The sequence below is a fragment of the Gemmata sp. genome (genome assembly GCF_051859125.1).
Lineage (GTDB): Bacteria > Planctomycetota > Planctomycetia > Gemmatales > Gemmataceae > Gemmata.
The window spans coordinates 30,471-55,488 of the sequence record NZ_JBHYGG010000246.1 but is presented as its reverse complement, the minus strand read 5'-3'; the positions used below and the strand labels follow the sequence as shown (position 1 = coordinate 55,488).

The 25,018-nt window shown below is 70.5% G+C and carries 20 protein-coding genes; 14 read left to right on the top strand and 6 right to left on the bottom strand.

What is annotated here, in order from left to right; translation table 11 throughout:
• Positions 1 to 698: 698 nt before the first annotated feature.
• Positions 699 to 2,087 carry a hypothetical protein gene (locus ACTIGN_RS20900; RefSeq protein WP_439627417.1) on the top strand — a complete coding sequence of 463 codons (1,389 nt, stop codon included), beginning with the start codon at positions 699 to 701 and terminating at the stop codon, positions 2,085 to 2,087.
• Between the two features lie 88 nt (positions 2,088 to 2,175).
• Here the strand turns inward: ACTIGN_RS20900 and ACTIGN_RS20895 are convergent, their stop codons facing one another.
• Positions 2,176 to 2,811: a hypothetical protein gene (locus tag ACTIGN_RS20895; protein WP_439627415.1), complete on the bottom strand. Its 636-nt coding sequence runs from the start codon at positions 2,809 to 2,811 to the stop codon at positions 2,176 to 2,178.
• Between the two features lie 375 nt (positions 2,812 to 3,186).
• Between ACTIGN_RS20895 and ACTIGN_RS20890 the strand changes: the two genes are divergently transcribed.
• The 7 genes from ACTIGN_RS20890 (at position 3,187) to ACTIGN_RS20860 (ending at position 13,063) form a co-directional block, all read left to right on the top strand.
• Positions 3,187 to 4,995 carry a transglutaminase-like domain-containing protein gene (locus ACTIGN_RS20890; protein WP_439627413.1) on the top strand — a complete coding sequence of 603 codons (1,809 nt, stop codon included), beginning with the start codon at positions 3,187 to 3,189 and terminating at the stop codon, positions 4,993 to 4,995.
• Positions 4,996 to 5,432: 437 nt separating this feature from the next.
• The gene (locus ACTIGN_RS20885) at positions 5,433 to 7,433 is read left to right on the top strand and encodes a hypothetical protein (protein WP_439627411.1); all 2,001 of its coding nucleotides are present in this window, start codon (positions 5,433 to 5,435) and stop codon (positions 7,431 to 7,433) included.
• Positions 7,434 to 7,591: 158 nt separating this feature from the next.
• The gene (locus ACTIGN_RS20880; protein WP_439627409.1) at positions 7,592 to 9,124 is read left to right on the top strand and encodes a M48 family metallopeptidase; all 1,533 of its coding nucleotides are present in this window, start codon (positions 7,592 to 7,594) and stop codon (positions 9,122 to 9,124) included.
• 21 nt (positions 9,125 to 9,145) lie between these two features.
• Positions 9,146 to 9,532 (top strand): hypothetical protein, encoded by a 387-nt coding sequence (locus tag ACTIGN_RS20875; RefSeq protein ID WP_439627407.1) that lies wholly within the window; start codon positions 9,146 to 9,148, stop codon positions 9,530 to 9,532.
• On the top strand, positions 9,532 to 10,086 hold the full coding sequence (locus ACTIGN_RS20870; protein ID WP_439627405.1) for a hypothetical protein: 555 nt from the start codon (positions 9,532 to 9,534) through the stop codon (positions 10,084 to 10,086). The genes ACTIGN_RS20875 and ACTIGN_RS20870 overlap by 1 nt, the downstream gene beginning before the upstream one ends.
• Positions 10,087 to 10,199: 113 nt before the next feature.
• Positions 10,200 to 11,447 carry a hypothetical protein gene (locus ACTIGN_RS20865; protein ID WP_439627403.1) on the top strand — a complete coding sequence of 416 codons (1,248 nt, stop codon included), beginning with the start codon at positions 10,200 to 10,202 and terminating at the stop codon, positions 11,445 to 11,447.
• Positions 11,448 to 11,518: 71 nt separating this feature from the next.
• On the top strand, positions 11,519 to 13,063 hold the full coding sequence (locus ACTIGN_RS20860; RefSeq protein WP_439627401.1) for a sulfatase family protein: 1,545 nt from the start codon (positions 11,519 to 11,521) through the stop codon (positions 13,061 to 13,063).
• Between the two features lie 3 nt (positions 13,064 to 13,066).
• On the opposite strand, the gene ACTIGN_RS20855 is transcribed toward ACTIGN_RS20860, so the two are convergent.
• Both ACTIGN_RS20855 and ACTIGN_RS20850 read right to left on the bottom strand, forming a co-directional pair.
• The gene (locus tag ACTIGN_RS20855; RefSeq protein WP_439627399.1) at positions 13,067 to 13,762 is read right to left on the bottom strand and encodes a DUF4058 family protein; all 696 of its coding nucleotides are present in this window, start codon (positions 13,760 to 13,762) and stop codon (positions 13,067 to 13,069) included.
• A gap of 35 nt (positions 13,763 to 13,797) precedes the next feature.
• Positions 13,798 to 15,312: a serine hydrolase gene (locus ACTIGN_RS20850; protein ID WP_439627397.1), complete on the bottom strand. Its 1,515-nt coding sequence runs from the start codon at positions 15,310 to 15,312 to the stop codon at positions 13,798 to 13,800.
• An 88-nt stretch (positions 15,313 to 15,400) separates the two neighbouring features.
• Here ACTIGN_RS20850 and ACTIGN_RS20845 point away from each other — a divergent pair, with 88 nt between their 5' ends.
• Positions 15,401 to 16,423, top strand: a complete 1,023-nt coding sequence (locus ACTIGN_RS20845; RefSeq protein ID WP_439627395.1) for a class I SAM-dependent methyltransferase — start codon at positions 15,401 to 15,403, stop codon at positions 16,421 to 16,423.
• A gap of 175 nt (positions 16,424 to 16,598) precedes the next feature.
• Positions 16,599 to 18,368 (top strand): hypothetical protein, encoded by a 1,770-nt coding sequence (locus tag ACTIGN_RS20840; protein ID WP_439627393.1) that lies wholly within the window; start codon positions 16,599 to 16,601, stop codon positions 18,366 to 18,368.
• A 4-nt stretch (positions 18,369 to 18,372) separates the two neighbouring features.
• Here the strand turns inward: ACTIGN_RS20840 and ACTIGN_RS20835 are convergent, their stop codons facing one another.
• A complete protein-coding gene (locus ACTIGN_RS20835) occupies positions 18,373 to 19,251 on the bottom strand; it encodes a polysaccharide deacetylase family protein (protein WP_439627391.1) in 879 nt (292 codons plus the stop codon).
• Positions 19,252 to 19,334: 83 nt separating this feature from the next.
• The gene (locus ACTIGN_RS20830) at positions 19,335 to 19,943 is read right to left on the bottom strand and encodes a hypothetical protein (RefSeq protein WP_439627389.1); all 609 of its coding nucleotides are present in this window, start codon (positions 19,941 to 19,943) and stop codon (positions 19,335 to 19,337) included.
• A gap of 327 nt (positions 19,944 to 20,270) precedes the next feature.
• Here ACTIGN_RS20830 and ACTIGN_RS20825 point away from each other — a divergent pair, with 327 nt between their 5' ends.
• The 4 genes from ACTIGN_RS20825 (at position 20,271) to ACTIGN_RS20810 (ending at position 24,342) form a co-directional block, all read left to right on the top strand.
• Complete coding sequence (locus ACTIGN_RS20825) at positions 20,271 to 21,947, top strand: BBP7 family outer membrane beta-barrel protein (protein ID WP_439627387.1); 1,677 nt, start codon at positions 20,271 to 20,273, stop codon at positions 21,945 to 21,947.
• A 411-nt stretch (positions 21,948 to 22,358) separates the two neighbouring features.
• The gene (locus ACTIGN_RS20820; RefSeq protein WP_439627385.1) at positions 22,359 to 23,399 is read left to right on the top strand and encodes a DUF1559 family PulG-like putative transporter; all 1,041 of its coding nucleotides are present in this window, start codon (positions 22,359 to 22,361) and stop codon (positions 23,397 to 23,399) included.
• A gap of 29 nt (positions 23,400 to 23,428) precedes the next feature.
• The gene (locus tag ACTIGN_RS20815) at positions 23,429 to 23,827 is read left to right on the top strand and encodes a hypothetical protein (protein WP_439627383.1); all 399 of its coding nucleotides are present in this window, start codon (positions 23,429 to 23,431) and stop codon (positions 23,825 to 23,827) included.
• Positions 23,828 to 23,913: 86 nt separating this feature from the next.
• Positions 23,914 to 24,342 carry a hypothetical protein gene (locus ACTIGN_RS20810; RefSeq protein WP_439627381.1) on the top strand — a complete coding sequence of 143 codons (429 nt, stop codon included), beginning with the start codon at positions 23,914 to 23,916 and terminating at the stop codon, positions 24,340 to 24,342.
• Positions 24,343 to 24,349: 7 nt separating this feature from the next.
• Here ACTIGN_RS20810 and ACTIGN_RS20805 read toward each other — a convergent pair whose 3' ends face one another.
• Positions 24,350 to 25,006: a GDSL-type esterase/lipase family protein gene (locus ACTIGN_RS20805; RefSeq protein WP_439627379.1), complete on the bottom strand. Its 657-nt coding sequence runs from the start codon at positions 25,004 to 25,006 to the stop codon at positions 24,350 to 24,352.
• Positions 25,007 to 25,018 lie beyond the last annotated feature (12 nt).

Below are 25,018 nucleotides of genomic sequence, written 5' to 3'. Positions count from 1 at the left end.
TCATAACCGATTAGAGGCTGCCACAACGACTTGCGGTTCACCAGACAGAGCCTAGGCGTGACGTACCGTACCGGCCCGATGGGATGGACGGACTTGCACGCTGGCGGAATCTTCTTCTGCGTCGTCTATCGGGAATGCCTGCGGTTCGATGACCAAGGCCGTGTCCGTCGGTGGTGCGAGGTGCTTGACGATTCCCGACCCCTTGACGATGAGGTCGAACAACTTCGGGCGCACCGTTCGCGCGGGAAGTATCGAGTCAATGATCGCGGGTATCTATCTTGCCTCTTTCCCGATCTTCAGTTGACCGGACTGCCTTGCGACCAAGTGCCAGAAATCCTCGCATTCCATGCATATCGGGCAGAGTCGGGCGTCTCGTCCAGTTTGGTTTACCGCAGGCGACGAACCAGTCGAAATCGGGACCATAAGTGACCTGGGCCACGTTCCAGGGCCGCGACTTCCGCCTCACCGACGTCCACGGCCACGTCGTGAAAGACATCCTGGCGTGACCGCCGCTCGACCCGCACATCCGGCACGGCCCGCACAGGTTCCCGTGCGGGACAACTTGAACAATTCCGGCGCGATTCTGGTAACGGGGGTGCAACCACTCCCTTGAGAGTGCCCCAACCCGCTGTTAGGCTAGAACCGGTACCGGAAGCCCTCTCCGAGCATCCCGTCCGACGCCGCCCAGAGGCCACCACATGCGCCGCGAATCGAAGTGGGTCGTCGCCGCCGCCTTGGTCACCGGGAGCGCCGGCGTCGCGAGCTGGGCGCGAGAGGACGCTGCCCCCGAGAGCAAGCCGGCCCCGGCCCCCGCACCGCTGGTCGTCCGGCCCGACCCCAGGGTCGCGCAGCTCCTCGCCGACCTCGGGTCCGACGACTACCGCACCCGCGAGAAGGCCGGCCGCGACCTCACCGCCCTGGGCGAGAAGGCGCTGCCCGGCATGAAGGCGGTGCTGCTCGCGACGGACAGCCCCGAGGTCCAGCGGCGCCTCGCGGTACTGGTCCGCAAGATGGAGGTCGACCGGCTCGTCGCGCCCAAGCGGGTGACGCTCGCGGTGAAGCAGAAGACGGTGAAGGAGGCGCTCGACGAGGTCTCGAAGCAGACCGGGTACAAGATCGAGTACGGCGGCAACGGCGGGAACGAACTCAAGCACGACTTCGAGTTCGACGGCGCCCCGTTCTGGGTCGCCATCGACCGGGTCGCGTCGGCCAACGGGTGTGTGGTGTTCGCCGAGTACGACGACGAGACGATCCGCGTGTACAACCAGGACTCGGTCAACCCGTACGTCGCCTACGCCGGCCCGTTCCGGTTCCTCGCCACGAACATCAACTCGAACAAGAGCGTGCAGCTCTCGGGCATCAACCGCCGCGGCGGCAACGCCCAGCGGCACGAGAACATGAGCTTCCAGTTCCAGATCCAGTCGGAGCCGAAGAACCCGATGCTCGGCGTCACCCAGGCCGAGGTCATCAGCGCCACCGACGAGAACGGGGGCAGCCTGATCCCGCCCAGGGACCCGAACAACCGCCAGGCGTACTACGAGAACCGCGGGATGCGGGGCCACAACACCTACGGGAACCTGAACCTGAACCGGTCCGGGGCCGGCGCGGCGACCACCATCAAGTCGCTCAAGGCCAAGATCGGCATCATCCTGCTGTCGGGCGTCACCCCGGAGATCCTGATCGGCGACCCGCTCAAGGTGAAGGGCAAGGCGTTCGTCGGCCGCACCGCGGAACTGGACTTCACCAGCCTCGTCGAGGACCCGAACACCAAGGGGTCCTACGTCCTGGACGCCACGATGCGGAAGCTGGGCGTCACCGACGAGAACCAGCAGGACTACAACTGGAGCAACTCGGCGTGGAGCCGCATCGAACTCCAGGACGCGGCCGGCAACAAGTACCAGACCCACGGCCCGAACAACCTCAACAACAACGGGGCGTCGGTCCAGTTCACGATCCCGTTCACCCCGAACGACCGCCGCACCGGCAAGGCGAACAAGCTCGGCCCGCCGGTCAAGGTCGTCGTGAACGAGTGGCTCTCCGTCACGCACGAGGTGACGTTCGAGTTCAAGGACCTGCCCCTTCCGTGATTGTTGAAGAGTGTTGGGAGTGTTTCCGTGTTGAGCGTCTCTTGGACACCAACACGGAAACACTCCCAACACTCTTCAACACTCCGAATCAGAATTCTGAATCCGAGCTGTACACGCGGTCGAAGTCGCCGACGCCGAGCCGCAGCGCAAGGTGCTGGAACTCGTCAGCATACCCCGCGGTGGTGTGGTGCAGGTGCTCGCCCTCGGAGAGCAGGGGGAGGAGCTTGCGGCGGCGGACCCCGGCCCTCCGCAGCGCCCGGCGGAACGGCTTCAGGTTCTTGGCGTAGACGTGGAACAGCTTGTGCTCGTCGAACTGCACCTCGACCGCCCGCCCCGGGGCCATGACCGCGATGCCCGTGCAGCCGTCGTGCGTGAGCAACTGCTCGAACTCGCACAGGTAGCTCTCGAGGACCGGGCGGTCGATGTGGTCGCGGCGCAAGTCGGTGTGGTCGGTGCCGTTCCCGTGGCTGCTCTCGAGCACCACGTGGACGACCTCGCCGAGCGGTTCCAGGAGGGCCAGGAACGTGTCGAACACCCGCTCGGCCGAGACCGCGGCCGAGAGCATCGGCATGCGGACCCCGACGCTCGGGTCGCGGTAGACCTCGACCCGGTAGCCCTCGTGGGGCCGGACGGGGACGCCGGGTCCGGGCCGGACCGCGTCGGTCAGTTCGAACGCGCCGTAGCGGTTCGTGGAGAGGTGCGTAGCCAGCCAGTCCGAATTCACGGAACGCCCTCGCGACAAGGGGGAATGACGGCCCGGGCGGGGTGAGCTGCGTGGTGTCGCGTCGTGGCGTGTGGTCTGGTCGGGTGCCCGGTCCGTCTCGATCTCAAAAACATAGTCCCTGTTCCGAACCCGTGGCGTCCGTGCCGCGGGAATTATACTCACCCGGCGGCCGAAAAGGCGCGAAACTGGCGGGTCTCCGGGGTGTTCGGGTTCTTCGGGCGGGACCGCGGCAGCCGGGATTACCGGCCGTTGGGATGGCACCGGGCCAATAAACGGGTAAGCTCGAACCTGCTTTCGGGCCGAATAGTATGTGGTCACCCCTCCGGGGACCCGCGCCCGGCAGCTCCTCGCCCCCCACGACCGGCGGTCCGCGCCATGCGAATCTGGCTCGCGCCACTCCTGTTCCTCGTGTCGGCTGCGTGGTTCGTGGCCGCGCAGCCGCCCACCGGGTCGCCGGCCGACCAGGGGAAGCTCGTCATCCGGCCGGGCGGGAAGGGGATCGAACTCCCGCAGCCCGCCGACGCCGCGCCGGGCGCGCCAGGCGCGGCTGGTGACGAGAAGGCCGGGTTCATCGTGATCCGGCCGGGCGGGAGGGGCGTCCCGTTCTCGGCGACGGCGAGCACCGTTCCCAAGCAACCCGTGCCCACGAGTGGGCAGCCCGTGCCCACCGCGGGCGTGCTGAACGTGCCCCCGCCCGGCCCGCAGCCGGCCCCCGGCAAGGACGAGAAGCCGCTCTTCGACTACTGGTTCGCGATCGGCGTCGAGGGGCAGCGGGTCGGGTACGTCAACTGGGCGGCGAAGGAGGTGGAGAAGAACGGGAAATCCTTCGCCGTCGGCGTGCGCTACCTGAACCTCACGGTTTCGCGGTTCGGCAGCGCCGTGACCCAGTGGGGCGAGGAATCCACCGTCGAGACGCTCCCCGGTGAGGTACTGATTACGTCGATGCGGCAGGGGCTGGGCAAGGACCAGGCGCTGGCGCTCACCGGGGCCGTCGAGGGGAAGACCCTCAAGGTGAAGGGTGACGGGGCCGCGGCCGGCGCGACCGACACCCCGTGGGTCGAGGGGGTCGTGGGGCTGGCCCGCGAGCCGAGGCTCTACAAGGAGCTGAAGCTGAAGGCGGGCGAGGGGTACGAGTTCCCGTCGTACATCCCGACCGTGAACCGGGTGGTGAAGACGACCCTCACCTACGAGGGCGAGGAGACCCGCGTCCTGTGGGACAAGACCCCGGCCCAGAAGTTGCTACGGTTCGTCACCAGGCCCGAGCCGATCGGCAAGGTGAAACTCCCCGCGTCGACCACCTGGGTCGATGCCGAGACGTTCGAGCCCTTGATGATGGAGACCGACTTCCCCTCGTTCGGGGGCCGGCTCACGTTCCTGCGGACCACGAAGGACGCGGCCACGGTCGCGGTCGCGAAGCCGATCGAACTGTTCAACGTGCAGTCGATCCGCCTGGACCGCGAGATTCCGGGAATACACGGCAAGGGGTCCGTCGTCTACAAGGTTGCGATCTCGAAGGACGACGACCCGACGACGGTGTTCGCCACCGACACCCGACAGGTGGTGAAGAACCTCGACGACAAGGCGAAGACCTTTGAGCTGCACGTTTCGGCGAGCCACGGCCCGGTCAAGGACGCGCCCGCCCAGCCCGCCCCCGGCAAGGAGTTCCTCGCGAGCAACTTCTTCATCAACTGGGACAACGACGCGGTGAAGGCGCACGCGGCGAGGGCCGCCACCGGGCTCCCCGCGGCCGCGACCCCCTGGGACAGGGCCGTCGCGGTCGAGCGGTGGGTGAAGGCGAACATGAAGGCGTTCGAGTTCTCGCAGGCGATGGCCACCGCGGACAACGTTGCGAAGACGCTGAGCGGGGACTGTACCGAGTACGCGATGCTCTCCGCGGCGATGTGCCGGGCGCTCGGCGTGCCGTCGCGGACCGCCCTCGGGGTGGTGTACGCACCCGGGCCGGGCGGGAAGCCGTACCTCGCGTACCACATGTGGTTCGAGGTCTACGCCGGGGACCAGTGGGTGCCGCTCGACGCGACCCTCGGGCTCGGCGGGGTCGGCCCCGGGCACGTGAAGATCACGGACCACAGCTGGCACGAGGAGCGGTCCCTGGCGCCGCTGCTCCCGGTGCTCCGGGCGCTGACCACCCGCCCGGCGTTCGAGGTGCTGAAGGCGAGCCCGTGACGGGGAAGGCGCGAGCCGGGGACGCCCACCGCGGCCGTTCGGATTTCGAGCTCCGAGCTTCGATTTCGGGTTCCTTGTGGTGGCGTTGTGAAAATTGAGTGCGAGATAGCTTCCTTGCCGCGCGGCGTCTATACTCGTGGAGGTTCGAACTCGTGCCCCCGCCGCGGCCGGCGGGTCGCGCAAGCACACACGGGGGCCGGCGTTCCCCCAGCGAACGGGTCGGTGTGTCGGGGCCGTGCGGGACGATGCCGTGAGCCAGAACCGATGAACCCGCTCCGCGCTCCGCTGTCGGGGGTGCGGACATGACCGACCGGGAACCGACAGTCCCGGCCGAGCAGCCCCCCCACCCCGGGGGGGCACGGGCCGCCGTTGCGGGGGGCCGGCCCGTGACCACCACCGCGCACACCGAAGTTGCCCACCGAGGCGATGCCCAGCCGATGTCCCTGACCCTTTCACCACGGCCGCCCGTTCGCGCCCCGGCCACCGACGAGCCGCCGGCCGACCCCGTCCGCGGCTTGCTGGCGCGGCTCCTGTCGCCCGGTGCGGAGCCCCCGGCCTTTGCCGCCGTCGCGAGTTGCCCCCCTCTCGACCTCTCCCCCGCCGAGTGCCACGCCGCCCGCCGCGCCGCCGCGTGCCCCGACCTGTTCGTGGCCCACGCGCCGGACGCCGCCGTCCGCGAGCGGGTCGTCGCCGCCGTCGCCCGGCTGTGCGGTGCCGGCCGGTGCCTCGTGCTGACGCCCAACCCGGCCGCCGCCGACCGGATCGCCGAGCGGCTCGCGCGGCTCGACGCCGCGTGCGTCGCCCGCGCCCTGGCCGACGACGAGAACCCGGTCCGCCCGTCGCCCCTCGCCTCGAAGGTCACCTCGGCCGCCCTCGGGGCCGCCCACGCCGACGCGCTAAAGTCCGACGCGGCCGCGGCCGTGGCCGCCGCCGACGCCCGCCTCAGCGCCCTGGAGCACCTCGCCGGGCGCGTCGCCGCGGTCGCGGGGCTCGAAGCCGACGTCGCCGCGTGCGCCGCCCGCCACGCCGCGGTCGAGGCGGCCGTCCGGTCCGAGACCGACACGCCGTTCGCGGCCCGACTCGCCGGCCTCCGGGCGACGCACGAGCAGCACGCCGCCCGGCTGACGGCCGAGGTCGCCGCGCTCGAACTGTCCCGCTCCGAGAAGGAGGCCGCCCTCGCCACCGCCCACCAGCAGCACGCCGAGTTGGCGGCCCCGGGAGCGAAGAAGCCCGGGCTGCTCGGCCGGCTGTTCGGCGGCGGCAAGCACGGCCCCGACCCGGTCGAACTCGAGAAGCTGACGCACGCGCTCGAAGCGGACCTCGCCGCGATCGCCGCCGGCACCGCCGACCGCCGGGCGCAGCTCGCGGCGGCCGCGGCCGCACACGCCTCCGAACTCGAAGCCGTGGTCCAGGCCGAGGTCGCCGCCCGCCGCACCGGGATCGAGGCCGAACTCGCCCCCCTCACGTCCGAGACCGAGAAGGCCCGCTCCGATGCGTGGGCCGCGGCCGCGGCCGCCGGTGTGACGTCCCTCGCGGCCGACGAGCTGACGGCGGCGCGGTACGCGACGACGCTCTCGCTGGTGGAGGCCAAAGAACGGGCCGCCGAGGCCGTTCGGTCCGCCCCGGACGCGGCCCGCCGGCACCTCGAACGCGTCCCGGTCGTCGTCGGCACCCCGGGGAGCGTTCACGTCGATCCCGCGTTCGGCCGTGGCCCCGACGGCGGCGCACCGTTCGACCTGCTCGTTCTGGATCAGGCCGAGGAACTCGGGGAGAACGACTTCGTGCAACTCGCGAAGCTCGCGACGCGGTGGGTGTTGATCGGCGACGCGGCGCTCCCCGACGAGCCGAAGCCGACGCACAACGGCACCGGCCCGCGGCGCAACGGCCGGCCGGTGGAGGTCCCGTTCGCGGCCCGGCTGGCCCGGGCGCTCGACCACGAGCCGTGGGCCGCGGAGCGCGACCGCCTGGTGTTCCGGCTCGTGCGGGTCGCCCCCGAGCAGCGCCGCAGCCTGTCCCGTGAGGCGGTCATCGACCGCCCCGAGGTCGAACTGCGGATCCTCGACACCGCCGCCGAGCCCGTTCTGGCCGAGGTCGCGTTCCCGCTTGCGACCGACGTCGCCGCGGCGAAGGCGTTCCTGTTCCGCGAACTCGGCGAGACGCTCCTCCGCCCACTCGGGACCGTCCGCTGGGAGGCGACGCCCGCGGGCGTGACCGCGTGCTGGCCCGACGCCGGCCGGCCCGACGGCACCTGGATCGACCTGGAACCGGGGGTCCGCGAGCGTGTCTGCGGCGCCGGGTGCGGGGCGTTCACCGCCGCGATCAGCTTCGACGCGAGTGCCGGCTGGGACGCCGACCGCGCCGCCGAGTGGCTGGCCGCCCGCGTGAGCCCCGAGTCGAGCGCCCGCTACGCCGCCGTGCCCCGCTCCGCTCGGGGCTGATACCGAATCCCCGGGATTCGTTTCTGTTCGTGGGGCAGGCATTCTTGCCTGCCCCCAGGCGCGTCGGGAGGCAGGCAAGAATGCCTGCCCCACCAAGGGCAACTGAGCCACGCGATCCGGGCTGAGTTGCCGCTTCTCGTGTGGCGTACACTGAACGTATGCCAATCCTCCTCGTCTTCGCACTCACCGCGGCCTGCATGCCGGTCCCGTGGCCCGAACCGCTCGTGGGCGGCGGTGAGCGCGCCGCCGTCGGGCTCACGGCCGCGGCGGTCACGCTGTCGGTGCTGCTTTCGTTCGCGGTCCGCACCTGGGTCGTCCACGCGCTCCGCGGCTCGCCGTCTCGCAAGATCGAAGTGGTCGACGGCTACGCCAGGCTCCGCCGCGTCCTCCTTTTTGTGAACCTCGGCCTCGCGGCCGCCTGCGTCCTCGCGTTCGGCTGGGGCTGGTACGTCTACCGGGCGGCCCTGATCGCCAACCCGTCCGGCGGCGGACTGATCTTCGCGCCGTTCGCCGAACTGCTCGTCCCGGCCCCGTACTTCGCCATCCTCCTCGCGGCCTGGACCATCTACTACGACGCCGAGCGGCTCATCCACCGGACGACCGTGCTCGGCCCGGTGCCGCGGCCGTTCTGGACCCGCGGCGGGTACGTGTTCCACCAGTTCCGCCAGTTCGCCCTGCTGGTCATGCTGCCGGTGGTGCTGTTCACCACACAGCAGACGCTCTCGCGATTCGCCCCCGAATTGACGCGCACCGACGGCTACCGCATCGGTTCGCTCGCGGTGGTGCCGGTGCTGGTCCTGTTCATGCCGCTGCTGATGCGGCCGCTGCTCGGGCTGAAGTCGATGCCCGCCGGGCCGCACCGGGCGCGGCTCGAAGCGCTCGCGGCCCGGCTCCACTTCCGCTGCGCCGACTTCCTGCTGTGGCCGACGCACGGGGCCGCGGCGAACGCGCTCATCGTCGGCCTGCTCCCGCGGGTGCGGTACGTCGTGTTCACCGACCGCATCCTCGACGACCTCCCGCCCGACGAACTCGACGCGGTGCTGGGCCACGAGGTCGGGCACGCGAAGCACGGCCACATCTGGCTGTACGCGGCGTTCCTCGGCCTGAGCATGACGGTGCTGGCGGCGCTGCTGGTGCTCCTCGACCAGCGGTTCACGGCAGCGGGCGTGGTGCTCCCCGAGTGGTCGAGGGACTGGCTCGCGCTGCCGCCGGTCGCGGTGCTGGCGGCCTACATTTTCCTGGTGTTCGGCTACCTGTCGCGGCGGTGCGAGCGACAGGCGGACGTGTACGGGTGCCGGGCGGTGTCGTGCGGCGACCCGAACTGCACGGGGCACGACTCCAGCACGGTGTACCCCGAGCGCGCCCGCGGCCTGTGCCCGACGGGCATCCGCACGTTCGCCCGCGCCCTGGAGCGGGTGGGGCAGGTGAACCACCTGGACGAGCCCGCCGGCGGCCGCCGCTCGCTGGTGCAACTCGTGCGGGGGTTCCTCGGGTGGCTGCGGGCGTGGCAGCACTCGACGATGCCGCGCCGCGTCAACTTCCTCCTGTCCCTGATCGCCGACCCGGCCCGCGAGCGCCGCTTCCAGCGCTCCGTGACGCTGCTGCGCTGGGCCCTCCTCGTCGGCCTCGTGGCGCTCCTCTACGCGCTCGGCGAAGCCGTCGGTTGGCACGAGTTGATGCAGGTAATGTGAAACGGGACCGGAGGTGTGAAGATGGCGAGCCGAAAACAAGAGATCTACTGTGCGCTTCTGTACGACGGCTTGATTCACATTCGCTTCTTGTGCGGCCGAGGGGCGCGACTCTCGGCCGAAGAGGCACTAAATTTCCAGGGCTGGTTCGAAGTTGGTTGGGAAGAAGCCAACTTCCTTCACCACGTCCACAACTCGATCCTTGATCCGGAGTATGTGGAGAATGACATCTCGTTCATCAACTTTGCCTTCCCGTGTCACATTTCGAGAATGGGTCACCAACTCGGGGGCTCGAAAGCGGCGTTAATGCTAGAGTTTTACGAGGGCGTTCCGGAAGCTCTGCACCCGCAACTCACCTGGCACCCATCAAAGGAATTCCGTGTGCTCGCAGCGCAGGGTAGGGGAGAGTGATGAGCGGGCTGGACTCCCTCAGCGTTGTGCCGTTCGCGGCGAAGCGGATCCCGAACGAGTACCCCGGCGGCGACCTGCCGTGGCAGGTGTACCACACGGTCCGCAACGCCATCGTGGCGACGTGCCGGAGGTGCGGACCGACCGGGCCGATGGGCGTGGTCAAGATCGTAGCGGACGCCGTAGACCCGTACCTGATGCTCGCCCACGATCCCAATTTCTGGGAGCGCGGCGACCAAGGCCCGACCTACTACATCCTCGACGACCAGCCCAACAGCGAGCGGTACTGCTACGCGGAACTGCTCGGTGACGACTCGTTCAACGCCTGCTGGTTGCTCGCGATCACGGCGACGCTCCGCGAGTTCGACGGCTGGGAGCTCGGCGTCAGCAACATCCCGGGCAGCTACGTCCTCATCTTCGGCAACCGGTTGATGGTCCGCGGTCGCCTCGCGAAGTGTCGAACCGCGACGGAAGTGGTCGAAACGGCGCAGCGACTGATCCGCCGCGGCCGCAAGCGGTGGTGGCAGGTCTGGCGGAGCGGCCGCGGAGAGGGATGAGGCGTCCCCCCGTCACCGGCCGCGGGTCGCGGCGCCCGTGCCGAACATTCCCTGTCCCGCCGGCCGCGCTCCGGGTACGCTGCACGTCCTTCCCCGACGTAGCCCGGTGCCCCATGCCCGCCAAGAAAGTCGCAGCGGTCGTTACCGAGTACCGCAAGTGGTCGCACGCCGACGTGATCCTCCGCAACCTGCTCGACGGGTACCCCGACGGCACCCGGCCCGAGATGCAACTCGTGTCGCTCTTCACCGACCAGGTGCCCAAGAACGACATGAGCCGCGAGTTGGCGAAGAAGCACGGGTTCAAGGTCTGCGACACGATCGCCGAGTGCCTCACGCTCGGCGGCAAGGCCCTCGCGGTCGACGCGGTCCTCTCCATCGGCGAGCACGGGAAGTACCCGACGAACGAGAAGGGCCAGCTCCTGTACCCGCGGCGGCGGTTCTTCGAGGAGATCACCGCGACGTTCGAGAAGACCGGCGCGTCGGTCCCCGTGTTCAACGACAAGCACCTCGCGGCGACGTGGGACGACGCGAAGTGGATGTACGACCGGTCGCGGAAGCTGATGTTCCCGTTCATGGCCGGGTCGTCGCTCCCGGTGACGTGGCGGAAGCCGAAAGTGGTGCTGCCGAAGGGGTGCGAGCTGACCGGCGTGGTGCAGATCGGGTACGGCCCGTTCGAGGGGTACGGGTTCCACGCGCTGGAGGCGATGCAGTGCATGGTCGAGCGGCGCGCCGGCGGCGAGACGGGCGTCGCCGCGGTGACGTGCCACAGCGGGGGCTCGGTCCTCGCCGCGATGGAGGGGCACGTGTGGGCGCTCGGCGGGCCGGCCGCTCGCGCCGCGCGACGCGAGGTGATGTGGGAGGCGTTCGACAAGCACCCCTGGGCCGGGCCGCTGCTCGAAGCGGGGCTGAAGCACGTCTCCGACCACGCGGCCGGCGACATGCGGCGGATCGCGGCCGCGGCGAAGGACTCGGGGGTGATCGAGGTCGAGTACCGCGACGGGCTGCGGGCGTTCGTGGTCGTCCTGAACGGGTGGTTCCACGAGGGCGACGGCGGGGCGTTCATTTTCGCCGGGCAGCGAAAAGGGGCCGACAAGCCCGACGCGTGCCAGTTCTACCTGCAGCAGCCCGACCCGTTCGCGCACTTCGCCGAACTGACGAAGGCGATCGACTCGATGGTGCGGACCGGGCACGCCGCGTACCCGGTCGAGCGCACGCTGCTGACCACGGGCGTCCTCGACGCGGTGATGACGAGCCACCACGCGAACGGCAAGCGGATCGAGACGCCGCACCTCGCGATCAAGTACGCCCCGACCGAGTGGGGACCGGCCACGGGCGAAATCCCGAAGCCGAAGAAGGAGTGACCGGCACCGCCGCGTCGAGTTCGGGTTGAACCCTTCGCACCCACACGCTGTCCCACCCCGGAGCCCACACGATGCCCCTCCGCGTCGCCCTCGCTGCCCTGGCCGCCCTCGCGCTCGCGGGGCCGGTCTCCGCCGCCGACAAGCCGAACGTCGTCGTCATCCTCGCCGACGACCTCGGCTACGGCGACGTGAAGTGCCTGAACCCCGAGGGCAAGATTCCGACGCCGAACATCGACCGGCTCGCGGCGAGCGGCATGGTGTTCACCGACGCGAACACGCCGAGCGGGGTGTGCTCGCCGACGCGGTACGGGCTCATCACCGGCCGGTACCCGTGGCGGTCGAAGCTCAAGAGCGGCGTCCTCGGGGGCCTGAGCCCGCGGCTCATCGAGCCGGGCCGCGTGACCGTCGCCCAGTTGCTCAAGGACAGCGGCTACCACACGGCGTGCATCGGCAAGTGGCACCTCGGCATGGACTGGCAGCTCAAGCCCGACAAGAAGGTGACCGAACTCGGCATCGAGCCGCGGGACCAGGTGTTCAACGTCGAGTACGACAGGCCGATCAAGAACGGCCCGACCGCGGTGGGGTTCGACCACTACTTCGGCATCTCGGCGTCGCTCGACATGGTGCCGTACACGTTCATCGAGAACGACAGGGTGACCGCGAACCCGACCGAGGACCGCGACTTCCCGTTCTTCCCCGGCCGCACGACTGGGCCGCGGTGCCGCAAGGGGCCGGCCGCGCCGGGGTTCGAGGCCGAGAACGTGCTGCCGGAACTCACCAAGCGGGCGGTCGCGTACCTCGGCGAGCGCGCCAGGGCGAAGACGCCGTTCTTCCTCTACGTGCCGCTGGCCGCCCCGCACACGCCGATCCTGCCGACGAAGGACTGGCACGGGAAGTCGGGGCTGACCCCCTACGCCGACTTCGTGATGGCCACCGACGCGGCCGTCGGCGAGGTGCTCGCGGCGCTGAAGGCGAACGGCCTGGAGGAGAACACGCTCGTGGTCCTCACCAGCGACAACGGGTGCTCCCCGCAGGCCGACATCCCGGCGCTGCTGAAGCTCGGCCACAACCCGAGCCACGTGTTCCGCGGCCAGAAGGCCGACATCTTCGAGGGCGGGCACCGCGTCCCGTTCGTCGTGCGGTGGCCCGGCAAGGTTCCCGCGGGCGCGAAGACCGACCGCACCGTGTGCCTCACCGACCTCACCGCGACGTGCGCCGAACTGATCGGCGCGAAGCTCCCGGACGACGTCGGTGAGGACAGCATCAGCTTCGCGGCCGCGTGGGCGTCGCCGAAGGACCCGCCCGCCCGCACGGGGCTGGTGGTGCAGTCGGTGAACGGCTCGTTCGCGGTCCGCGAGGGAAAGTGGAAGCTGTGCCTGTGCCCGGGGTCCGGCGGGTGGAGCGCGCCGAGGCCCGGCAAGGACGAGGCCGGCCTGCCCGCGGTGCAGCTCTACGACCTGGAGGCCGACGTCGCCGAGAAGACCAACCTCCAGGACAAGCACCCGGACGTCGTCGAGCGGTTGACCAAGCAGTTGGAGAAGTGGGTCGCCGACGGCCGCAGCACCACCGGCAAGCCGCAGCAGAACACCACCCCGGTAACGATCCGCAAGAAGTGACCGTCACTTGAGGTACACGCGGCGCGCGGCCTCGCGGTACGTTGTTTCCAGGTCGATTGTGATCGCGTGCTCGACCGTCAGCGGCAGCGGAATGGCCGCGAGCGGTTGCCCCGGGGTGAGGGGCCGCCGCCACACCGCCAGCAGCGTCCCGCCCGGGACACTCTCCCCGACGCGGTAGCTCACCGCGAACGGCACCGGGCACGGCGGTTGCTCGAACGCGAGGTTCGCGGCGATCACGTCGGCGAAGGAGAACCCGACCGGCCGCGGCAGCACGTCGATCAGCATCAAGTGAACGCCCTGCCGCACGTATGCGAGGGAGCGGCCCGTGTACCGCTCCCGGGCCGACGGCCGGTCCTTGTTCCGTGGCGAGACGATCTCGATGGCCGCGACGAGTTGGCCGTGCAGGTCGATGTGTAGGGCCGTCTGCGGGTCGAGGTCGAACACCGCAACGGTCTCGGTGTCGGGCGCGGTGGGGTCGCCGGTGGGCTGCGCCGCGGTGCCCCCGGGCTCACCCTCCCAGGTCCGAACGTTGAGGTCGGGACGCCCGTTGGGGGCGTCGATGGTCAGAGCGGGCACCGAGCCGATGTACGCCCGGTACCCGGGCGGCAATCGTTGCTGAATCAACTCGAGAAGTTCGTTCTGCCAGACGAGGTGCAAGCTGTTCCACCCGCGGTCGTCGGCCCAATCGTGCAGCGGCATCTCGCCCCTCCGGTGACATCTTACCACGCCGCGCCTCACTTCTTCGCGCGCGCGAAGTCCTGCTCCAGGAACGTCATCCCCTCGACGTCGCCGGCGGCGCTCAGGCGGAAGACGACGTCGAACGTCGTGCGGTCGAGCGTCGCGACCTCGTCGGCCGGTTCGACCGGCACCGCCGTGAACGTGTCGAAGTGGTAGTGCTCGAGGCGGAACGCGAGCTTGCCCCACTTCACCCGCAACTGCTCGCCGTCGAGCGCCACCGCGGCGCGGCCGTAGGCCGGCTCGTCGTAGCTCCCGGCGTAGCTCTTGAGCGGCAGGCTCGGCTTGGTGTCGGGCTTGCGGTCGGTCTTGCGCTTGTTGAGGCGTACCGCGGTGGTGAAGTCGAGCAACTCCAGCGACGCCTTCCCCTCCTTCACCCAGTCCTCGGGCGGGAGCCCCAGGAGTTGGTCCAGCGCGGTCTTGGCGACCGCTTCCGCGAAGAGCGACGGCCGGAGGTTGCACACCACGAACACGCCGACCCTCTTTTCCGGAACGAGCATGCACTGCGCCCGGAACCCGGTGAGCGTGCCGCCGTGCGACACGCAGTCGAACCCGCGGTAGTCGTGGACGAACCACCCGAGCCCGTAGCTGCTGAACCGCGTCGCCCGCTTCGGGAAGTACAGCGCGAACGCCCCCTCGGGCTTGAACAGCATCTGCGGGGCGTGCGTCTCCTTCAGGACGCGCTCGGGGAGGAGCCGCTTGCCGTCGAACTTGCCCCCGGCGATCTGGAACCGGAGCCAGTTCGCCAGGTCGGCTGCGGTGCTGTTCACGCACCCGGCCCCGCCCGCGTGGTCGATCTCGTCCCACTTCACTTGCGACACCGACTTGTCGAACGCGAGGTAGTGCGGGGTCGCGTGGTCCGCCGCGGACGAGCCGGCCCTCGAGGTGCAGCTACTCGCCGTCATCTGGAGCGGGTCGAAGATTCGCTTCTGCACGGCCGCCGCCCAGTCGCCCCTCTCGATCCGCCCGGCGATCAGCCCCGCCGTCGTGAACGGCACGTTCGAGTACTCCCAGGTGCTGCGGAACGACGTGGACGCCTTCGCCTTGCCCCACCGCTTGATGACCTCGCCCGGGTCGGTGCTGAGGCCCGCCCACAGCACGTCGTGCCGCGGCATCCCGGTGCGGTGGCACAGGAGGTCGCGGAGCGTGACCTCGCGGTCCGCGAGTTCGTCGGACAGGCGGAACGTGTCAAGGTGGTCGCGGACCTTGTCGTCCCACTTCAGCTTCTCGTCGGCGACGAGCATCGCGAGGAGCGTGGCGGTGAACCCCTTCGAGCACGACGCGACCGGGAACACGGTGTCGGGCGTGACCCGCTCGGGCCTCCCCTTCTGGCGGACGCCGAACCCCTTCAGGTAGACGACGTCGTCGCCCCTCACGACGACCACGGCCGCCCCGGGCACGTTCATCTCCTTCATCGCCCGCTCGATGACCTCGTCGAGCGCCTTCGGGTCGAGGTCGGCGGCGCGGGCCGGGTGCGGGACGAGCAGCAGCGCGATCAGGGCGTACCGTCGCATGTCGGTCTCCGGGGTGTGCGGTCCCGTCCGTTGTACCACGCGGCCGCCGCCGTAAGGTAGTAGTCACCCCCAGACCCGCGAGATCCCCATGACCCCGACCTCTCCGCTGCCCGACCCGGCCCCCGTGCTCGACCTGCTGATGGCGTTCCGCCGTTCGAAGGTAATGTTCGCCGGCGTCACGCTCGGCGTCTTCGACGCGCTCGAGGCCGGGCCGAAGACCGCCGCCGCGCTCGCCACCGAACTGAAGGCCGACGGGGACGCGCTCGGCCGGCTGCTCGATGCGTGCGTGGGGCTGCACCTCCTCACGCGCAGCGGCGAGGGCTACGCGAACACGCCCACCGCGACGGCGTACCTGACCTCGGCGAGCCCGCGGCGGCTCACCGGCTACCTGCGGTTCACCGACGAGATCCTGTGGAAGCTGTGGGGCAACCTCGCCGACGCGGTCCGGGACGGTACGCACGGGTGGAAGCGCACGTTCGGCTGGGACGGCCCGATCTTCGGGCAGATCTTCCACACCCCGGACCTGCGCCGCGAGTTCACGATGGGGATGCACGGCATGGGGGTGATCTCATCGCCGCAGGTGGTGGCGGCGTTCGACCTGTCCCGGTTCCGCACGCTCGTGGACCTCGGCGGCGCGACCGGGCACCTCGCGGTCGCCGCGTGCCGGCGGTACACCGCGCTTCGCGCCACCGTGTTCGACCTGCCGGAAGTCACGCCGATCGCGACCGAACTGGTCGGCGCCTCGGACGTATCCGCCCGCGTGGGCGTGGTCAGCGGCGACTTCTTCGTCGACGAGCTCCCCGCGTCGGACCTGTACTCGCTCGGCCGCATCCTGCACGACTGGTCCGAGGACAAGATCCTGCTGCTGCTCCAGAAGGTCTACGACCGCCTGCCGGCCGGCGGGGCGCTGCTCGTCGCCGAGAAGCTCATCAACGACGACCGCACCGGGCCGGACATGGCCCAGATGCAGGACCTGAACATGCTCTTGGTAACTGAAGGGAAGGAGCGAACGCTCGGCGAGTACGCGGCGCTCCTGAGGCGCGTCGGGTTCGCGAGCGTGGACGGCCGCGCGACGGGCGCCCCGGTCGACGCGATCCTCGCGGTGAAGTAGCGGCGTCGCATGCCGCTGGTTCCTCACGGGGGCGCGGCGGCTCGCGCTGATCATTTTTCTCTTGTGCGAGCCCCGGGGTTGGGGGTAACCTCAGGCAGTTTCACGTCTTTGGTTCGCGCACCACACCGGCACCCACGGCACTCGCCCCCGTGGCCGAATCGAACTGGGGTTCTCCATGCGCTCGGTCATTCCGGCAGGTCGGTGGCTCGCCGCGGCGGTCGCGGTGGCGTACCTGGTGTCGCTCGGCGGGCGGGCCGCGGCGCAAGCGCCCAAGCCGGCCGACAGGCAAGCGATCGACATGGCGATCGACAAGGGGGTGAAGTACCTCCGGGAGAGCCAGAACCCGGTCGGGAGCTGGGGCAAGGGGACCGGGGCCGGGCCGGGGAAGGGGTGGGGCGTCGGGTACACGTCGCTGGCGTGCGTCGCGCTCATCGAGTGCGGGGTCCCGGTCACCGACCCGGGGATCGTCAAGGCGGCGAAGGCCGTGCGGGGGTTCGCCGACGCGGGCGAACTCGTCGACACCTACGAGATCTCCTTGGCGATCCTGTTCCTCGACCGCCTGAACGGCGGCAAGAACGACCGCACCCGGATCCAGTACCTCGCGGCCCGGCTCATGGCCGGGCAGTCGATGAACGGCGGGTGGACGTACAAGGTGCCCAAGCTCACCGGCCCGGAGACCGTCTCGACCCTCGCGGCGCTCCGGAAGATGTCCCCGCCGCCGCCGCCGTTCGTGCCCAGCTCGCGGGACCGCCCGGGGGCGCTCGGCCTGTGCATCAAGGCGTCCGACGACGTGGTCCCGAGGGCCCCGCCGCCGGCGTTCGACGCCGACAAGGGCCGGGCCGACGCGATGAAGTTCACGACCCCGGTCATGCGCGGGTGGGCGGTGTTCCAGCCCCCGGGCCTCGTCGCGGCGACCGACCCCGAAAAGAAGATCGCCGACTGTAACTCGAACACGCACTTCGCGATCGTCGCCGTGTGGGCCGCCCGGAAGTACGACGTGCCGGTCGAGCCGACCCTCACCCTGCTGGCCAAGCGGTTCCGCGTCAGTCAGGCCCGGGACGGCGGGTGGGCGTACAACTTCGTCAAGGGCGGCGGCCCGAACGGCACCCGGTCGATGACGTGCGTGGGCCTGCTCGCGCTCGCCATCGGCCACGTCGTCGACCCCGAGGTCGGCGTCCCGCCCGAGAAGGACCCGAAGGTCGTCAACGGGTTCGCGTGGCTCAGCAAGCAGATCGGCGCGCCGACCGGCACGGCCGACAACAAGCCCCCGGTCAAGAACATCGGCGGCCTCTACTACATGTGGGCGATGGAGCGGATCGCGGTCGTCTACGACGTCGGCAAGCTCGACAAGAAGGACTGGTACCAGTGGGGGGCCGAGGTGCTCCTGTGCCACCAGAAGGACGACGGCTCGTGGGCCGACGGCGGGTACCACGGCGAGCACGAGGTGCTGAACACCGCGTTCGCGCTGCTGTTCCTCAAGCGCGCGAACCTGACCCCGGACCTGTCGCGGCGGTTCACCATCGACCCGTCGGCCCTGACCGCGAAGGTCTCGGAAACGGTCGCGCCGCCGGTGTTCGTCCCGGACCCGCCGCAGCAACCGGAGCCAATCGCCCTCGCCCCTATGCCGCACGACTACGCCCCGCCCCCGCCGCCGAAGGCCGCACCGGCCCCGGTCGCGCAGCCGGCCGCCGCCGCGGTCAGCCCGCCGCCGAAGGAAAGCTCGAGCACGTGGCTCTGGATCGTCCTGGGCCTCGTCCTGCTGCTCGTGCTCGGCCTCGTCCTGTTCTTCCTGCTGCGGAAGAAGGGCGACGAGGAGGAGAAGCCCAAGAAGAAGAAAAAGAAGAAGGGCGTGAAGTCGGGCGGAAAGACGGAGAAGGTGGAGACCGCGGCCAAGGCAAAGGTCAAGGCGAAGTCGAAGGACGACGACGACGAGGACGACGACTGACCGTTCACATTTGGAACCGCGGCAGCTCGACGCCGCTCTCGCGAATCGCCCGGGCCACGTCCACGGCCCGGGCGAACTCGTTCCCCCGCAGCAGCGCGCGCAGCCGGCCGGTCGTCTTGTGGGTGCCGACGTAGGTGCGCCACGCGGACAGGCGCTTGAGCGGCAGTCGCGGCTGGCCCGGGTCGAACTCCCACGGGTGGAAGTACAGCATCGACACGGCCGGGGCCGGGGCCGCCGCCATCTGCCGCATCCCGGCCCGCATCACCCCGAGCGGGAACAGGCGGAAGTACCCGCCCCCCGCAACCGGCAGGTTGAATCGACCGACGCGGTACGTCAGCGGCGGCAGTTCCAGGATCTCGCGGGACCGCCCGACGGCCCAGAACGGCTGCCGCGGCGCGTCCGGGACGCCGTAGCGGTCGTGCCGCACGGGGAACACCGACGAGTCGTACTCGAACCCGCACCCGGCCAGCACGTCGACCGCCCACGCCGTCTCGCGCACGACGCTGAACGTCGGCGCGCGGAACCCGACGACCGGTGCGCCGGTCACGTCTTCCAGCGCGTGCTTGCTCGCGAGCAGGTCGTCCCGGAACGTCTCGGGCGTGAAGCGGTGGACCCGCCGGTGGTCCCAGCTGTGCGACCCGACCTCGTGGCCGGCGGCGTGAAGGTCGCGGACCAGCCCCGGGTGGGTGCGGGCGATCTCGCCGACGATGTAAAAACTCGCCTTCGCGCCGGCGGCGTGGAGCTGGTCGAGGAGCCGGCGGGTCGCGGCTTCCATGCGCCGCCCGTACTCGGCCCGCACCTCGACCGAGACCGCTAGACCCGCAGCGGCCTCGATCCGGTAGTGCTCCTCGACGTCGAAACTGGCGATGTGGAACGGTCGCACGCGGCCCCCTGCTACGCCCCGATAGGTTCGGGAGGTAGAGATAGCCCCGGACCGTGCCCGGGGCCACCGGCCGCGCCGCCCGATCACTCGACCCGTTCGACCGGGTCCGCGCCGCCGTCCTTCTTCCGGCGGAACAGGCCGTAGCCCGCGGCGGTCACCAGCCCGAAGAACCCGGTGACGATCGAGGCCGGCTCCGGCACGCTGCACGGCGGCGGGGGCGGGCACACGCAGCAGCACGGTCCCGGGGGCGGCGGCGGCGGCACGTCGATCGGCGGCGGCGGCGGCGGCGGCACGAACGGCGGCGGCGGCACCGGCGGGATCACCGGCGGAATCACAGGCGGCACGACCGGGGGTACCACGGGCGGCACCACCGGCGGAACAACCGGCGGCACGACCGGGGGCACCACGGGCGGCACCACCGGCGGCACCACGGGGGGCACCACGGGAGGAACCACCGGCGGCACGACCGGGGGCACCACGGGCGGGACGACCGGCGGCACCACCGGCGGGGGCGGCGACACGGGCGGCACCACAATGATCGGCGGCACCACGGGCGGCACGACGATCGGTGGAGGGGGCACGACCGGCGGGAAGAACGCGGTCGCGACCGTTGGGTTGATGAAGAACGGGATCGCGGTCAGCGTCGCCGTCGGGAGGATCGTATTCCAGCGCTTCTTACGGCGGGCGGCCATGGCACCCTCCTACCAAGTCTACCGGGTCTGGCGAAACTGCTCGGGTTCTGCCCCTTACTTCGGTTCGTCAAACTGCGCCGCTCCAGCATTTCGCCGCGGTCCGGCGGAAATCGCGGGCTTTGGGGGCGTGCGCGGAAGTGCCGGTTGTCGGGGTCGCGGGTCGGGTGCCGCGGGCGAGGGAAGGGAGGCGGGCGGCGCGCGGGAACCGGCGGGCCGGGGGTCTCGGGGTGCGGAGCGGGATGCGGGGGGGCCGAATGGTTCCGTAAGGTGACTCGCGCCGCCCGGGTTGCGGCGGCCCGTCGGAGACGTCAAGGAGGACTCATTCCCATGCGCCGGATCTATCTCGGTGGACTGGCCCTCGGACTGGGGATGTTCGCGTCCCCGGCCGCCGGCCAGGACGCCCGCACCGCTCCGCCGCAGCGGGCGGCCAGGCTCGGGAGGCCGGTCGCGGCGTCCGAGACCCCCGCGCCCGCCCCGGTCGATACCGGCGTCCGCCCTGCGGGCCTCGTCACGCCCCGCTCGGGCGAGGTTCCGGTCCCCAGTCCGATGCCCGGGGGGGGCGGCCGGCCCACGAGCACGCCCCTCGGCTCCGCGCCGGTGGGCACCCCGACGATGACCGCGCCGCTGCCCGGGGGCCGGGTCGCCGGCGGCCCGAGCGTCGTCGAGGACCGCGGCGTCCCCGCGCCGACCCCGACGCCGACCCTCGGGACGCTCTCGTACCCGACCGCGCTGCCGAACGGGGCCACCGTGGTCCCGTCGGTCGGCCCCGAGTACGGCTCGCCGCTCCCGGGGTACGAGGGGCCGGTGACCATCGGCGGCGACTGCGCCGGCGGCGACTGCGGCCTGGCCGTGGGCGACCCCGGCATCCCGGTGATGGGCGACGCGGTCGGCCGCATCGCCGGCCCCGGCCGGTGGTGGGCCACGGGCGAGTACCTGATGTGGTGGACGCAGTCCACCGCCGTGCCGACGCTGGTGACGACCAGCGCCCCGCAGTTCAACGGCATCCTCGGCCAGGGGAACACGACGCCCCTGGTGACCGGCTCGTTCGGGCAGACGTTCCACTCCGGCGGCCGGTTCGGCGTCGGCCGGTGGTTCGGCACCGAGCAGATCCGCGGGGTCGACGCCCGCATGTTCTTCCTCGGGCAGGCGGCCAGCACCGCGACCTACACCACGGCGACGGTCCCGTTCCTGGCCCGGCCGTTCAACAACGTGAACCCGAACACGCCGTTCTTCGGGCCGGACTCGGAGATCGTGGCCGACTCGACCCGGGCCACGGGCGGCGTGCAGGTCCACCTGGAGAACCAGCTCTGGGGGGCGGAGATCAACTACCGCCGGAACCTGTGGGGGGCCGACCCGTGTAACCCGTGCAGCGCGCACCGGCTCGACGCGCTCGTCGGCTACCGGTACGTGAACTTCAGCGAGAAGCTCTCGGTCACCGAGAACTTCACGACGCTCCCGGGGGCCACGCTCCCGGTGCCGCTGGCCTCGGGCGTCGTCACCGACCTGTTCCGCACGTCGAACGAGTTCCACGGCGGGCAGATCGGCCTGGCCGGCTCGGTGCAGCGGGGCCGGTGGTCGCTCGACGGGCGGGCGGCGATCGCGTTCGGTACGCTGAACCGGACCCTGTACATCGACGGCTCGCAGAACCTGGTGATGGCCAACGGGATGCCGGTGACCGCCCAGGGCGGGCTGCTCGCGCTCCCGGGGGCGAACATCGGGAAGTACAACGACAGCGTGTTCTCGGTCGTCCCCGAGGCGGGCCTGAACCTCGGGTACCAACTGACGAGCCGCATGAAGGTCTTCGTCGGGTACAACTTCCTGTACATGACGAACGTCCTGCGGCCGGCGGGCGCGATCGACACGAACGTGGACGCGGCCCGGATCCCGAACTTCCTGGCGGTCGGCGCGCCCCCTGTCCCGGGCACCCCGCGGCCGGCCCCGCAGTTCGGCTCGACCGGGTTCTTCGTCCAGGGCATCAGCTTCGGGCTGCAGTTCAACTGGTGACCCGGATCGACGTTCCCCTCGCGGCCCGCGGACTCCGATCCGCGGGCCGCATCATTTCCCCTGACCCAACTCCTCCCGCAAGAACGCGATTGTCACAACCCGGCCTCAACTGGTATGGTTCGCGGGCCGGACCCCCGGACCGGGCCGGGGGGTGGCCGAGTTGCTATATCTGACGTGAGCTTACCAGACCGGTACGACTGCCCGCCCGACACCCTGCCAGCCGCCGCGGAACGCGCGGCGCACGCCGACACGCACGCTCTCCCCGTTGCGGTGGCGGTTGTGTGACGGGACCGAGAAGGTTCCTCTCCCGACGACCCGTTGAGAACGAAGTCGGCCCCGCCGGGCCATCTTCCTCCGCCCGCCCTTGGCACCGCAGCCCGGGGCGCACCTGTTTCGTTGGAGTTGACCGCCATGAACCGCCGCTCGCCCCGCCCCCGCGGGTTCACGCTGATCGAACTGCTGGTGGTCATCGCGATCATCGCGGTCCTGATCGGCCTGCTCCTGCCCGCGGTCCAGAAGGTCCGCGAGGCCGCGTCGCGGATGCAGTGCCAGAACAACCTCAAGCAGATGGGCCTGGCGCTGCACAACTTCCACGACTCGCGGGGCAAGTTCCCCCCGGGCCTCGACTGCGCGACCTCCGGCGACAGCCGCGGCAGTTCGTTTTTCGTGTACATCCTGCCGTACATCGAGCAGGGCGCGCTCTTCAGCAAGTGGGAGTATGCCAACGGCGGCGGATACGCAAACGCCGCGAACAATTTGCTGGTCCAGAACGTCACCATCAAGATGTACAAGTGCCCGTCGAGCCCGCTCCCGGACCTCAACGGTGTCAACGGCTCGTCCCTGCCCGTCCAGCGGTCGGACTACATCGGCATCTCGGGTGCGGTGAACGGGCTGATCCCGGGGTACACCGACACTCGTACCCAGAACGGCGGCCCCTCTTCGGGTTGCTGCGGGGGCTCGACTATCTCGGGCGGCGGCATCCTGTACCCGTGGAGTGCCGTCGAACTCACGCAGATTTCCGACGGGACCAGCAACACGATCTGCGTCAGCGAGTGGGCCGATTGGTTGAACAAGACGACAACCCCGGTCGACTGGCGGTCGGTCGGCGGATGGATGATCGGAAACGGGGATCCGAACCACAACGCCCGCACGCCCCCGCCGAACTGGAACACGGGCAACAATTTTGGGAGCTACTACCCGGACATCCGCACGTTCAACCTCACCACGGTCCGGTATGCGATCAACCAGGTGAACGGGTGGTCGGGTGACTGCGCCGCGACGGGCGTGTGCGAGAACTACGGGTCGAACGGGCCGCTCCGCTCGGCGCACACCGGCGGGGTCAGCGCCGTGTTCGGCGACGGCTCGGTGCGGTTCCTGGCGAACTCCACGCCGGTCGGCGTCCTGGCGGCCCTGTCCATCCGCGACGACGGACAGGTCGTGGATCTGCCCTGATCGCGCGACCCGCACAAGGAGCCCCAACGATGCGCGTGAACCGAACGTCTCTGGCCGTGGTCGCCGCCGGGTTGCTCGCGGCCGCGGGGTGCGGCAAGGGCGAGCCGGGCCCGGTGCCCGTAAAGGGGACCGTCGAGCTCAACGGCAAGCCGCTGGAGTCGGGCAAGATCTACTTCGCCGCGCCCGACGGCAGGCCGCCCGTGCAGGGCGACATCGTCAACGGCGCGTACGCCCTCGAGTCGCTCCCCGGCGAGCGGCGCGTCGAGGTCCGCCGGTACGTGGACGTGAAGAACAAGAAGGGGCCGGCCGGCGAGCCGCTCACGACCGACACGATCCCGGCGAAGTACAACACGAACAGCACCCTGAAGGCGACCGTCACCGAGTCCGGCCCGAACGAGTTCCACTTCAAGCTCGACGCGAAGAAGTGACCGCCCGGCCGCAGAAAACCCTTGACGGGCGGGGCCGCGGCGGGCATACGCACCGGTCCGAACGACTCACGAACCGGGGGGCGGTCATGCGGCGACGAGTGGCGCTGGCGGCGGGGGTGGTGTGCGCGACCGCGGTCCTGGCCGACTTCGCCGGCGCGCAGAACGCGATGCCCGGTCAGGTCGTCGGCACCGGGTACGGCACGAACATCGTTGGGCAGCAGATCCCGAAGGCCGCACCGGCGGTCGGCCAGCCGCTCGGCCTCCCGGCCGACTCGGCGATGGTGCGGCGGTACGACCCGAACCGGCCGTACGACGCGCTGAAGGGCTCCAGCTACACCCCGGGCCAGGTCCGGGCCCCGGTCCCGGGCGGGGACCGGACGATCCTCCAGACGATCAAGGCGATCTTCATCAAGGAGAACCCGCCGGCCCCACCGGTCCAGCAGTCGACGTACTTCCCGAGCCTGTCGCGCCGCAACCGCGAGCGCGAGGAGGCGCGGCAGTGGCGGCGCGACTGACCGCCGGTCACTTGAGCGCCCCGGCCACGGCCGCGGCCCAGACCTCGTACCCCTTCGCGGTCATGTGCAGCCCGTCCTTGAGGAACAGCTCGGGCACCGGCGTCCCGTCGGCCCCGAGCATCAGCGGCACCACGTCCACGTAGACCAACCCGGTCCCCTTCTCGCAGTACGCCCTGATGAGGGCGTTCGCCTCCTTCTGCACGTCGAACTTCTTCCACCGGGCGATGCTCGGCTTCACGGCGACGAACAGCACCTTGCACGACGGGTTGTCGGCCCGCACGGCCGCGACGAACGCCTTGAAGTCGGCCGCGAGCTGCTCGGGCCTGCGGCCCCCGCCGATGTCGTTGTCTCCCGCGTAGAACACGACCGTGGCGGGCTTGTGCGGGGTGACGATCCGCGGGGCGAAGTGGACGCTGTCGGCCACGACCGACCCGCCGAACCCGACGTTGACGTACCCCGCGTCGGGGAACGACTTCTTCAGGTCCCACATCACGATGCTGGAGCTGCCGACGAAGAACACCCCGCCGGGCTTCGGCGGGTTCGCCGCGAGCCGCTTCTCGATGGCGGCGATGCTCTTCTCCCACTTCGCGAACGGGTCGACCGGGTGCGGCGGAGGGGCGACATCGGGGGCGTGGACCGCGGCGGCGACGAGTAGGGCAAACATCACGGATCCCCC